Raw genomic sequence first — 12,955 nt, 5'->3', positions numbered from 1 at the left:
ATTTGTTAATCAGGGGGTCCTTTTCCTTTTTGTTCGGTTTACTCCTGTGATGTGCCTGACATCACGTCGGAGGGTTAAGTCTTTGTAATCATCCAGTCATTATCTTTTCGTTTTTATTATTAATTCAATTTATTTTTACTCATCAGTATCACAACCTTTCCCTTTTACCAGTATCCCCTCATCCTTATGTTCATAGCTAAAGTCGTCCATGCCCCACCCGATGAGGTCAAGAATTCTGTCGAGGCTTTTATTATGGAACTTCCCTTTGATCAGGCAATTTCCTAATGGTTCGTTATCGAGGTAAATTTTCATTCCGAACCAGCGTTCGAGCTTTTTAGCTACTTCTCTAAGTTCCACAGCATTGAAAACCAGAATACCATCTTTCCAAGCTATGAGTTCGTCGAAGTTGCCCGATGTCTTGGTCATAGTCTTATCGGAAATGTCAAGGGTCAGCATTTCATTTTTGGTTAGAATGATCCCTTTGGGAGCAGTGTGCCCCATCGGCTGATCTTCCACCAGCACCCTTCCGCTGGTCACTACTACCTGTACCTTTTTTTCGTCGATGAAAGCCCGGATATTAAATGAAGTGCCCAAGACCTTTGTGATCAAATGTTGTGATGTTACGATGAATGGTTTATCCCTGTCTGCTTTTACTGTGAAGAAGGCTTCGCCTTCGAGGACTACTTCCCGGACACCGGCATCAAACCTTTCCGGGTAGGTCAGCTTACTTTCTGAATTGAGATCAACCGTACTTCCATCCGGTAAAGTGACCTTAGACCTCTTTCCCGCAACGGTCTGGTGAACCACTAACTTTGTTTCCAGTTGGGTATTCAAAAAGTAGATCGACAAGACCGCTATCATGAACAAGGCTATCACTGCCGCTATTCTTCTCACCGGCCATAAGACCTGTTTTTTCCCGGTTGTTTTTCGTTTCGATAGAATGGTATCGATCTTTACATGGTGCTGCGCAGTATCCGCCCTTTTTTTCAGACTTTTATCTGCATCGATTTTCAGGATCATATCATTGATGACCGCTTCAAAATCCGGGTTGGATGGTTCTGATCTAAGCAGGATCATGAGTTCTTCAATTTCTTGTTCGGTAGCCGTGTTATCGATAAACTTTTGGGCTAAGACTTTGATGTCTTTTTTCTCTTTCAAGGTGTTTTTTTTCCTGTTACTTGTATTATAGTAACACACATGAGATGGCAAAAACTACCAGTGCGAGAGAGGGAAAATTTCCAGTACTTTTATAAGCAATTGGAAATTAGTTCATTAGGGCAGGAAATAAATATTATCTCTAAGAGTCGGTAGTATCGATTCGGTCTAACCGGACTCTGATAATCTCAAGGGTTCTGTTTAGGTGATTAGCCACAGTTTGAGGTGCTATGCCAAGGGTTTTGGCGATTTCTTCGTAACTCATCCCCTTTCTACGGGATAGGAAAAATATGGATTTTTTTTGAGGAGGTAAACTTTCTAAAATGTCTTCAACCTGTTGTTCAAAAAGGTTGAACCAAACATCATTTTCAGCATGTCGTACAATATCCGCCATGTTTTCAGATAACTCTTTTTCAAAGCCCTTGCGATAGGAAATGTCCCTTAAATGGTTGATTGAAAGGTTCTTCGCCATGGTATAGATGAGCGATTTGAAGGAACCTTCGGGACTTAGCTTTTCTCTACGATCCCATATTTTAGCCCATACATCATGCACTATGCCTTCGGAAACTTCACGGGACTTAGTCATACCGATGGTAAGATGAAGCAGCCTGAAATAGTATCGATGATACAGCTCTTTAAAGGCTTCCTCGTTGCCTGCAATTAAATCTTTGAGAATTGCCTGATCACTTGTCGATTCGCAATAATTAGCCAACTTTCTATACAACCAAATTATTAAATATAACTTACAATCATCAAAAAAACCAGCCCTGCCGAACAGCTCTTTCCTTTTTTAATCCAACGCCTGCACTTTTCCCGGGCACTGAATGCGAAGCTTTTAAGCCTTCGAAACATTTCATTTCGAGGCTGTCCCAATGTTTGCATCTTTTTATAAGAAAGGAAATAAACTCTTGTCTTACTTCCACTCCTTCGGCTTTGTTGTGTATCGAATAGGAATGCGAGCGGCTTCGCCAAATATGGACTACAATACACTCCTGCGGGTGGCAGCAATAAAGAACAAAATGTATACCTTCCATGCAAAAAAATAGCGTGGTACTTTAAACCAAACAGAACCACGCACCGCCTAGCGCATCGAACCAATGGCAAAAGTCCCACGCCAATACGGCATGGACATCTCGGATTTATTCCCGTTCGAATTTTATATTGGCGGTTTTAGTTCTGGGAATAAAAGACCGTTATCGTCAAATTTTTTAAACGGTAGTCAATTTCGCCAATATTTAAATGAATACCAAAAAAATCCTATTGGTATGGGGCTAAGTGCTGTAAACCATTCTCTTAGAAAAGGTTTTGGACAGGTAATCATGACCGGAAAGAAAGCAGCTAGTTTACATAGCCATAAGGTCATTCGAATTTCACCTAAAAATTATTAACATAAATAAAAATATCAATATATTTACAGCGATTGATAGAAAAATCAGACTCATCTGAGTTCGGGTTTATCTTATAAGGCAAGTCAAGCAGTATACGATCTTTAGTTAGCATTCCCTTTATTGTTGGTTCCCGATTTTTTAATAACATCAACTAACAATGGAGAAAGGGAAATTTTACCAGTCAAAGGAAAAATACGAAGCATCACTTTGGATATGCTTTAATAAAGAGCGGATCAACCCCTTTTACTCTTACTTTTTTCCTATCCTGCTTCAATACGGGCGAAAATATAACGATCCCGAACAGGTTAAAGACTGTATACAGGATGTTTTTACCGACCTTACCAACAAGCTGAAAGTCGGAAAGCTGCCCGCCGAGGTAACTTCCATACGGGCGTATTTGTGTAAAAGTTTGGATTACTCTTACAGGAATAAGACAAGACACAGGAAAAACGAATACACGCTTAGTAAGTTGGGAATAAGTGCACAAAAAGAGTTCCAACGGTATCATGATGAATTCCATAGCCCTGAATTGACCATTGAAAATAGGAACAGTATCTTGTCAAGGGCCTACAACTCACTTCCGTTCAAATACAAAAAGATACTCTTGTTAAGAAGTATCAGGGGATATACTTACAAAAAGGTAGCGCGTCTATTAGGCCTATCCACTCCTGTAGCAGCACAAAGTAGGTTCAGGCGAGCCATGAAGCAGTTAAAGGCAAATGTGGTACGCATCAAGGGACAGGGCGATCATTAGCTTGTTTTTTCCTGATTAACAGACCATATATTAAGCGATTGAAAAAAAATCAAATTTCCTCGACGTATTTTGAACTTTTTTGATACTACTTATTAAAGGGAAACTAACTTATTTAATCGTATTACTAGGGTAAAAAATAGTATAACTAATTTGACAAAAAAGACAGCAAAATAGTCTCAATCAGGACTGAACGCTTTTAGCAAATTTGCTGAATTGAGAAAGCACCGGAAAACAGGCCGGGATATTCGTCGGTGATTGGAACCACAATCAAAAAATGAAAATCATGGTGAAAAATATAGCTATCGAAACGATCCGTTTCTTATTCATTTTGCTTTTCACTTATGCTGCGGTGACCAAATTAATGGATTACGATGCGTTTATGGTGCAGATTGGAAAATCACCGTTACTGACCAGTTTTGCAGGCATAGTAGTATGGCTGGTTCCCGGTGTAGAGCTGGTGACCGCTTTTATGCTGGCTGTGAGGCGTTTGCAAATCATAGGTTTATACACAGCTTTCGGCTTGATGGTATTGTTCACGGCTTACATTACCGCAATCTTGCAGTTTTCAGAGGATATACCTTGCTCCTGTGGAGGTGTGTTGGAAAGTTTCGGGTGGGTGGAGCATCTTATTTTCAACATCGTGTTTGTGTTGTTGGGATTGGCGGGGATAATGATATCAAATGCTTCGTCCCCGCCAAATAAGTCAAAAGTAAAAGAACCCATAACTGTTTGATCTGCATGAACGTGTCAGGATTAAATTCACCGGGAACCAATCGCTGGTTTAAAAAAGACTAAAAACATTCTATTGGCCAATGGATCAGGGGGGCGCTGAAAACCTGTCAAAAAGAGTAGGCATCATTCACTAACCTTTAAACATAGAATGTCATGAAGTTAACTAAAAATTTGCTATCGTTTATAGCTTTTATATTCGCTATCGGGGTCGCTTTTGCGGCTAATACTACCTCTGCTACGGATGAAGTTTTTATAACCGTTGCCGGCCAGTGCACACTACAACAGGGTGTTACTCCTCCTGCAAATTGTGACCTTTCCAGTGGTAACATTTGCCAAATGCAGGGAAAGGACATTTTTAAGGATGATAAATGTGCAACACCGTACTTTAGACTCTAACCGGATAGCGGGCATTGGATCTCTCCAATGCCCGTATCCAATACGCTTGTGTCGATGGCGACTATTCGTAAATTAATAATTCCTTCAGTGATCCTGTTTTTTAGCCTCCTGCTGGTATGGATGCTTTACCAGTTGGCTACAAGTACGGGGATAAAGAATGATTTTACCCGTAAGTTTTCCAGTGGCCAGATACAACAAATCCGGGTGTTAGACCTAGAATACAATTTCTTTTATATAGCGGGTATCACCAACCATCATGTTTTCTTGGGCAATGAAGTAGCGCCCGCCTTATTGATAAAAACGGATCATTCACTATCCGATACCAGCCATTTGAAACTGCAAGTCCGGAAAGAAGTTAAGTTCAGGCGTGCCCCCCGGTTGATTGTAAATGCTCCCTACATTTATTTTTTGGAGGGCATAACCCCAATGATCCTAATGGGTAGCTTAAACGACCTGAAATCAGAAGTTTTGATGAAAAACAGCCTGTATTTTGCGGATTCAGAACCTCTTTCACCTACCTCTTTTGTTTTAAAAACGTATAGTGATAAGTTAGGTAAATACATCCTCACCAAAAGGCGAACAGATACAACACTAATAACACATTCCTCCAATTTGCTGGAAAAGCAAATAGATGGTTCATTCTGTACCGACGGTATGCTGCATTATGATCCTGCCATTTCACAATTGGTGTATGTCTATTTCTATCGTAATCAATACATCGGTATCGATACGAGTCTTCACCTTCGGTACCGGGGACAAACTATCGATACGGTGAGCAAAGCCCGGATCAAGCTTGCCAAAATTAATAAAGGGAGAACTACCACGATGGCCGCACCACCTGTTATTGTGAATAAGCATAGTTGTGTATCGGGCAACTTGCTATTTATTCATTCTTTATTGCTGGCGGACAACGAGGATAAACTGACCTTTGAGAGGAATTCCGTAATCGATGTCTATTCGCTGGAAGACCGGACTTATCTATTCAGCTTTTATATCCCCAAGATCAAAGGGTTAAAAATGCAGGACTTCCGGGTGTTCAATCATACGTTGGTAGCCATCAATGATCGTTATTTACATACCTACCACCTCACATTTTAAAGGGATTTTGCGACTAACCTTTAAAAAATCTCCATTTCACCCCCTTGGTTAAAGCGGCCATTCTGCACAGCGATACCTTTTTCGGGTACTTCGATCACTACGTCTACGTCATGTTGAAAATCATTCCTACCCCTAAAGTTGCCGTTCTTTGTGGTTTGAAAAATAAAAATGAAGGATACTTTCGGGTAGCTGGTCCTTAGTTCGTCAAGGTCTTCCGGCGACAGGCTTAGCTTGGTCACACTATCCAGAAACACAAATTCGTAATTAGACAAGTCAGGAGGCAAAAAATCGCTGAAATCAAGATCGGGATGGGCTACGGCCATTTCCTGTATCTTCTCTTGAAGTGTGGCATAAATGCCCTCCTCTCTTGCCACATACAAAACTCTGCCGTGCCATTCGGCAAGGTAACCGGCAAAGTCTACCGCGAGAAAAGATTTGCCCATTTTTGGCTTTCCGAAGATCATAGCCGTAAAACCGGGAGAAGGATCACCGATAAAATCCAGCCATTTGCCCTGAAAGCCTAACCGCTCGAACGTCATGTTTTGAATGGCCCGGCTATTCATGATCCTGTTTTTTGTGATGGCCTGTAACTCGCCTAAGCCATCGCTGTTCTCTATTCCGTTGAGGATACCATGTAGTCCGTTCAATGTGGCATGATGAATTTTGAGGTGGCTTTTTTCTCCTACTTCACAATTAAAATCACGCAGTGAGTCCAAAATTTTCATCAGCTTATTGTAATAGGGATCGGACTTTTTGATCTTGCCTTTGTTGATCGAATTGGCGATGGCATTGTGTAAAGACTTTACCCTTGCATGTTCTACCTGTTTGCCATGCAAATTGGTATACCGCTTGATCAGCCGGATGGAAGGCCTGACCTGCCTCGACCCGGTGATACGCCGGAACTTGTCCAGTTTTTTGCCGGAGATTTCTATTGTAACGGTTTCCCCCATTTTGTTGTAAAGGTCCACCAGCCACTCTTGGATGAATTTGATTTGCACCGCGTAGGGAGAGGTTTTACGCACCTTTTTCTCTACGATCTTACGTTGAATAGCATTGATGAATAGTAAAACCTGGTGTTTTGTCTTTTCCTTTTCATGCATGTTGAGCATTCTACGGATCAAAAGGATTTCCTCGCCATAGGCTTCAACGTACTTACCGGTAAATCGAGTTGTCGGTTTCTTACTTCTTACCTTTGGTTTTCCTTTATTTTGCCCCGTGGTTGATCGGGATTTTACACCTACAGTTCTTCGTTCTGTCGCACTTTTGGTTTTTCCGGGCTCCTTTTTGCTGCTGTGGGTAGTGGTATCTTTTGATTTGGCATGTTGTTGTTCGGCAGTAAGCTTGGTGGCCTTAAGAAATGCATCGAGCTTTTGAAAGTACAGGTCGACTACTTCTTTGATCTCCGGCTCACCCTCATAAGCAGACCAATCCTGCCCTTTCCCGGTGGTTTCATCTACAAACTCATGACCTGCCTTTAGGGTTTCCGGCAGGTCATTTATGTTGATTTCGTTAACCTTATTGTAATAGTTACTTTTCGTGATCATGCGGCGAATTTTAAAAGTTGAAGTTTAAGCTTGAGTGCCTTGGCCTTCAATTTGAGAGCATTGTCAGGCCGGGTTAAGCGCCTTACCTTTTTCGTTGACGGGGGAAGCATTTTTAATGTCCTCGATCTTTTGGGTACATTTTCACCTTCGATCACCCGGTATTGCTCCCCGGTAAGCACAACACTGGCAGAGTGCTTTTCCTGTAACAGGCTGACCAGTTTGTCGATCTTTTCAATGTCAAAGTTAGCAGCCATTTTATCACCCACTTTCTGGAAATTATTGCCAGCCACCAGTTTGAGTATATCTTCATCCAAAAATATGTTTCCGCCTCGTTTTTTGGAAGACGGGACAACGATCTTGTAACTATCAGGCTGGCGAAAAATAGATATACCGTCGGTGGTGTTGATCATATTGCCGGTTGATAGCGAACGTATGAACATTTGTGCTTTGATGACTGGCACAATTACCCGGTCTTTGATGGCTTCTTCCGGTTGCCAGTGTTCGGGCATCAGGATACCTTTTAGCGTTTGTTTATCTTTCGTAGTATAACTGACCAGCTTACCCTTGAAGTCGCTAAATGCTTGCAGTAAATTCCCTGTAATAATATGGCGGACGGTTCGGTCTGTGCTATTGGCTTGTATGGAGGTTTCCCATTCTTTCAACGTATCGGCAATGTTTTGATTACCGATGCCTGAGCTAACGCCTATGATGGCGTTGATATCTTTGGTGTAGCTGGCCGGGATGGCGACATATTTTTGACTTCCGGCTATGGCAAGGCGCAGACGAACGGAGCTGGGAACGTAAGGGTTTTTCTTTTTCTCGTCGATAATAAAACCTAAGCTGACTGCCAACAGGGAAACGGAACCCTCATCGAAGGTTTCTACCGGGTATTTGATCTTTTTGCCTATATGGAAAAAACGAAAGATACGCTCCAAATAGTCTTTCCTGTTTTTAAACTGGTTCTCGATTTTGGTGATGGCTTTTTGCCGGGCGCCCTCCAGTTCCTCTTTTCGTTCGGACTGTGCTTGCAGGTAATCCGATTCGCCCCGCTTTTCCAGTATCCTGAGTAGTTTCTTTTCCTGTGGAATACCGGCGATCAGTTCGTTATATTTTTCCTCCTGCTTTTGGATTTCTTCCAAGAGTTTGCTTTCCGTAAAAGCCCCGAACTTTTCCGTAAGTTGCTCCTGCAGGGTTTGCGCCTCTTTCCCTTGTAATGCTTCTTTTACAAGATTATCCAGTTCACTGGACGTGAAGGGTTTTTTCAGTACGTTCGCATTGACCGTTTCAAGGATACTGTCGTCTCCAAAGGCGCTTTCTCCACCTTTTCCTGCTTTGATGGTACGTTGCTGTAGGGTTTCCGCTTCGAGATCAAGGGCCTCTACCTCCAGATCATAATCCCCGGTTTGTTTCAGGTATTCGACAAATTCATCATAACGGGTAGCAATCTCGTCATAAAAATCTTTTTGCATGTTGACAGACAGGACGGCCACACGGCCTGAAACCTTGTGAGAGGCTCCTTCCAGCTCAGGACTTTCTCCATTATATCTAAGCCCTAAAGGGTCACCGATCAGTTTATTCACTTCCTCGTTTTCTTTGAGGTACTCTGCAACCACCCGATCACCATACTTGTTCAGGAAGTCCGGCACATCGAGAATACTCGTGCTTTGTTTCTGGTTGGAAGTAGTATTGGCATCGAGGCTTTTTAACTTTTTTTGGAGCATCATCATCAATCGCTGTTCTGCGGGGATGGCCGAGATCATATAGTCGAAGACCGGCTTGTGTACTTGTCCCGTCCGGTTGATCCTTCCTCTTTTTTGCACTTCGGTATTGATGTTCAATTCAGCTTGCAGTACGATCATTACCCGCTGCTTTACTTGTGGTTTGGAAACTTTGTCGGTAGGAATGGCATGTGCGGATGCCCCTGTGCTTCCAGACTGGTTGATCATCAGTACGTCTGTTTCATTGTTATTGAATTCCCTGAACGCATCATTGGTATTGACCTTCTTACGGGATTGTAGCAGGCCCATCCCGGTTTTGGCGTTGAGTTGCAGCTCGTATTTTCTCCCGGTGACTTCCGCTACTGTATATCCTGCTTGTTTGAGCTTTTGTAAAATGACATCTATGGGGGATATGGTAATACCAGTGCTTACCTGTTTGATGTGTTCACTAATATCATGATACTTCATTTGAGCTTCGGGCGGAAGGTCGGTCACCTCAAATTTCTTATAGCTTTTTTTACCGTTGATGTCGGTTTCGGTATATCGCAGGATGCCATCCAAGCCCCGTTGTAAAACCTCTGAAAAATCCGTTTTGATGATATCACCGTCAGCTACCGGCAACCCATTCTCGTTTTCCATCTGCTCGATGAAACTGCCCATCGTAGAAGCAAAGGCTATTACGGGTTTCTTACCCTCATGCAGTCGTTCAATAGCCTTATTGGCCACTGCTTCAGCCTTCAGGCTGAACAACATCTGGTTGATGACATTGAACACTTTGGAAAAGTAAGGGATATTGTCTACGCCTGCCTGTGAGGTACCCTCACGGATCTCGACCTCCTTCCCCTCTGCTGTTGCAATATCGTCCAGTTCTTCCACCAACTCATCTACATAGGTGGTTTGGAAAGCAATTATTTCCCGAAGTAATTCGGTGATGTTGTCAGCAATGGCCCGATGTTCCTGTGCTTTGTCTGTCATGGTGATATAGTTGACCTCTATCCCCTCGAAGGAACGTTCCCTGCGGATCATCTGTCCTTCGGCTACAAGCTGGCTGGCTAGTATTTCCTGTAAAGCCACTCCACCTTTTTGAATAGCTTCAATAAGGTCGTCTCTTGTCATGTTGGTCTCGCTGATGGCGGTTTTCATAGCATAGACCGGCATGTTATCCGGACGTTTGGCAAACGTGGCTGACAGAAACGTTACCCCAGAGGCCTTGGCGATCACCGATTGGAGGAACTCACCGGTATTGGAAGAACCCGAACTGTTATGGCTTTCATCCATGACAATCAGGTTATTCTTTGCAATAGCATGAAGAAAAGCGGGTTTTTCCGGTTTTTTTTCCGGGGAGTTGAACTGTGAGTAGGTGGCAATCACAAAGTCGTACCGGCCCGGAATTCGTTTATCCCCGATCACCGCCTTTTGTTCCGTGGGTGGTAAGGCTTGGTGTATAATGTTGCCGTTTTCGTCTTTAATATCGGTTTTGGATGCCCGGCTGTTAACAATGAAGGGCACCAGTTCCCCCGCACCGATGGCTAAGAGGTCGCGGTAAATATCGCTGAACAGGTTGGCTTTTTCGGTGAGGAAAATGGGCTTGTAACCGTGTAATACACCGTAACGAATCATAGAGGCCGCTACCCGGCCTTTCCCGATCCCGGTCTGATCACCGATGATCATGCCCTGTTTCCGGGCCTCTATGTTATAAATAGCCATGCCTACGGCATCGATCTGTTCGGCGGACAGTGCTTTACAAAGCGCTACCTCACTATCGAAGTCCAGCCGTTCCCGGACAAACCCGTCCATACTGCCCCCTACCGCTTTTTTGATGCGGTTTGCGGCACTGTGGGCTTCGAATTCCATACTGTCAGGTACTTGGGTATTTAGGATAACACAACTTTCCGAGGCAGGCAGGTAGGGTGCGCCCAATTCATCGAAAGCCAAAAGGGCCAGTTGGAGTTTAAGGGCCTGTGCTTTGAGTAATAAACTGTCCGTGTTCATTGTATTTATAATTCTTTCGTATAAATCTTTAAAGTTTCGGACTACTTTGTCATGGTCTTTATCTTCCAGCGGTGCTGCTCCTTGGGGGGTAACCTTTCTTCCATCCACTAAAATCAGCCGTACATCGAAGGATGTGCCTTGGCGGGAGTAAAGCTTGCCATCAATATTAATTACATCGAGAACATGGTAACGACTATAGAGATAATTGAAAAAGATACGGTTCCTCCCGGCTTGGATTCGTCCTTTACTGTCCCAACGGGTATGATTCCCGATGATAATAGCAGCCCTCCCCTTGTCTTTCATAGTGTCCAATGCTCTTAGTGCCATCAGGTGATCAAGTGTACGGATAGGAAAAGTCTCATACGTTACCACGGTTTCCAACCTGCCAAAAGGCGGATTGGTCAACACTGCGTCAAACTTTTTAGTAAATGTGGTAAAGGGTTCTGTGGCATCCTGCTTCAACACTAGCTTGTAACCTTGCTTTTCGAGATTGGCCCTGCGAAAATCATCCACCTCGTTCACGACTACATTGCCGGGTTTTGCAGCTATAGTCAACAAACCATTTCCGGCAGAAGGTTCAAAAACAGAAACGCCCTGATCAGCCTTTACGAAAACCCCTGCCAGATATGCGATGGGGGCTGGCGTGCTGTACTGTTGTAGCATCACGCTCATGGAGGTGCGATGAGATAGGTTAACCTGATGCTTGTAGAAATCTACGATCTGCCAGTATTTACCCTGAACGCTACCTTCACCTTGGGCCAGTTCTCTTGCTATATGAACGATGGCCAGTTCGGTAAGCTCTTTCACTTCGTTCTTATCGGTGATCCTAAAAGAGACCGCTATTTTTTCCAATTTGGTTTTGTTCAGGGGAGTTTTCGTGCGTAAAGCTTCAGTGACCAGTTCAACATAACGGGTTTCACGAAGCGCTCGGCTTTTAATGCCTTTCAGTCCCTTGTTTTGAATGAGCTTATGATCAGCCCGTTTACATCCCGATAAATTCATCTTCCTTGGGGTGAACATAATCCAGTCGTCTTGGCTTTCTTTTCCTAACCAGTATCTCACCGATCATTGTACCGACAAAGCCCCCGATGAGCATGAAGGGAATACGGTGCTTTTCATCCCAACGAGACAGATAGTACCCGGCCAATGTCCCACTAAGTGTAGCCGCCGATATGACTGTCTTATCACTCATAAGCCGACGACAATCAGGGTTACACCGGACAGGATGACCGTAGCGGTTTTCCAAAACTTGGTTTGCCGCGATTGGCGGGTATATTGCTTTTGAAGACGGTCGGCTTTTTCCAGACTGGTATCCGCCATAGCTTTCATGTCGAGGTAGGCCTTGTGACCGGTGGCGACCTGGTGGTCTTTTTCATGGATCAAGGCTTGGAGAGTCTTAATTTTTCGGTAGTTCAGGCTATCCAAGTGTTTAAAAGCATGATCAAAAGCGATCACCTTTTTTTGCAATGAATCGAAGTGTACCCGGTAGAAATAGTACTGTCCAAAAGTGCGATCATCCAGTACCACCATACGTGGCATCGGGGTTTCGAAAAGGTCACCTTGGTGGAGTACCCGCAGGTAGCTATTATCCTGCGCACGGGCTACTAAGGTGATAAAGATCAATAGTAAAGTTGTCCACTTCATGGGGTATCGATTTGTTTGATGGCCAGTTCCGTCCACTTTGCTTTTTCATACTCCGAAAGTTTTTCCCAATCCGCATGGGCATAATGTATCATCCTGCCAAGAAGGGGGCGCAACACTAATTCTCGTTTTTTCATTGTGCTGTCCAGCATCATGAGTCGTTGTGTAAGACTGTCTTGTTTTTGTTTGAACCGGTGCGTTTGCGCGGCATAATCCTGCCCGATAGTTTCCATTTTTTCCTTTGCCCGGTGGTAATCTTCCAGATAGTCCACCCGGTGCTCGAAGAATAGTAAATTGATGACACCGTTGGCGATCAGTAGGACCATCAATATCCAGAGTTTGCGTTTATGAGTGATTTCCATAATGTTGTTTTGTTTTTCGTTCTAATGAATATCCAAATACACCGGCGCCTACTAGGGAGGCGAAAGCATAAAACATATATTCCTGCACTTGGAAGTGGGTGAAAGTGTCCACCGCCCAACTTGCGATCAAGATCAGCACGAACAGTATCGTGGCGATCTCGCGGAGACTGTACTC

12 protein-coding genes are annotated in these 12,955 nt (G+C 43.7%); 5 read left to right on the top strand and 7 right to left on the bottom strand.

Annotated features, from left to right (window positions below; translation table 11 throughout):
- Positions 1-135 precede the first annotated feature (135 nt).
- Positions 136-1,158: a FecR family protein gene (locus AC04NP_RS26005; RefSeq protein ID WP_482862990.1), complete on the bottom strand. Its 1,023-nt coding sequence runs from the start codon at positions 1,156-1,158 to the stop codon at positions 136-138.
- Between the two features lie 139 nt (positions 1,159-1,297).
- The gene (locus AC04NP_RS26000) at positions 1,298-1,879 is read right to left on the bottom strand and encodes an RNA polymerase sigma-70 factor (protein ID WP_482862989.1); all 582 of its coding nucleotides are present in this window, start codon (positions 1,877-1,879) and stop codon (positions 1,298-1,300) included.
- Positions 1,880-2,252: 373 nt separating this feature from the next.
- Between AC04NP_RS26000 and AC04NP_RS25995 the strand changes: the two genes are divergently transcribed.
- The 5 genes from AC04NP_RS25995 (at position 2,253) to AC04NP_RS25975 (ending at position 5,523) form a co-directional block, all read left to right on the top strand.
- Complete coding sequence (locus tag AC04NP_RS25995; protein ID WP_482862988.1) at positions 2,253-2,543, top strand: hypothetical protein; 291 nt, start codon at positions 2,253-2,255, stop codon at positions 2,541-2,543.
- Positions 2,544-2,700: 157 nt separating this feature from the next.
- Positions 2,701-3,297, top strand: coding sequence for an RNA polymerase sigma factor (locus AC04NP_RS25990; RefSeq protein WP_482862987.1), 597 nt, complete (start codon positions 2,701-2,703; stop codon positions 3,295-3,297).
- A gap of 283 nt (positions 3,298-3,580) precedes the next feature.
- Positions 3,581-4,030, top strand: a complete 450-nt coding sequence (locus AC04NP_RS25985) for a MauE/DoxX family redox-associated membrane protein (protein WP_482862986.1) — start codon at positions 3,581-3,583, stop codon at positions 4,028-4,030.
- Positions 4,031-4,182: 152 nt separating this feature from the next.
- Positions 4,183-4,425, top strand: a complete 243-nt coding sequence (locus tag AC04NP_RS25980; protein WP_482862985.1) for a DUF6520 family protein — start codon at positions 4,183-4,185, stop codon at positions 4,423-4,425.
- Between the two features lie 54 nt (positions 4,426-4,479).
- Complete coding sequence (locus tag AC04NP_RS25975) at positions 4,480-5,523, top strand: hypothetical protein (RefSeq protein WP_482862984.1); 1,044 nt, start codon at positions 4,480-4,482, stop codon at positions 5,521-5,523.
- Positions 5,524-5,543: 20 nt separating this feature from the next.
- Here AC04NP_RS25975 and AC04NP_RS25970 read toward each other — a convergent pair whose 3' ends face one another.
- The 5 genes from AC04NP_RS25970 to AC04NP_RS25950 are packed head-to-tail and all read right to left on the bottom strand — an operon-like array spanning position 5,544 to position 12,780.
- The gene (locus tag AC04NP_RS25970; protein ID WP_482862983.1) at positions 5,544-7,067 is read right to left on the bottom strand and encodes a hypothetical protein; all 1,524 of its coding nucleotides are present in this window, start codon (positions 7,065-7,067) and stop codon (positions 5,544-5,546) included.
- Positions 7,064-11,779 (bottom strand): strawberry notch C-terminal domain-containing protein, encoded by a 4,716-nt coding sequence (locus AC04NP_RS25965; protein ID WP_482862982.1) that lies wholly within the window; start codon positions 11,777-11,779, stop codon positions 7,064-7,066. Before AC04NP_RS25965 ends, AC04NP_RS25970 begins: the two co-directional genes overlap by 4 nt.
- Complete coding sequence (locus AC04NP_RS25960; RefSeq protein ID WP_482862980.1) at positions 11,760-11,969, bottom strand: hypothetical protein; 210 nt, start codon at positions 11,967-11,969, stop codon at positions 11,760-11,762. Before AC04NP_RS25960 ends, AC04NP_RS25965 begins: the two co-directional genes overlap by 20 nt.
- Complete coding sequence (locus tag AC04NP_RS25955) at positions 11,966-12,421, bottom strand: hypothetical protein (protein ID WP_482862979.1); 456 nt, start codon at positions 12,419-12,421, stop codon at positions 11,966-11,968. Before AC04NP_RS25955 ends, AC04NP_RS25960 begins: the two co-directional genes overlap by 4 nt.
- Positions 12,418-12,780: a hypothetical protein gene (locus AC04NP_RS25950; RefSeq protein ID WP_482862978.1), complete on the bottom strand. Its 363-nt coding sequence runs from the start codon at positions 12,778-12,780 to the stop codon at positions 12,418-12,420. The genes AC04NP_RS25955 and AC04NP_RS25950 overlap by 4 nt, the downstream gene beginning before the upstream one ends.
- Positions 12,781-12,955: the final 175 nt, after the last annotated feature.

Source organism: Agaribacillus sp. DX54 (assembly GCF_056858335.1).
This window is presented reverse-complemented; position numbering and strand designations above follow the sequence as displayed.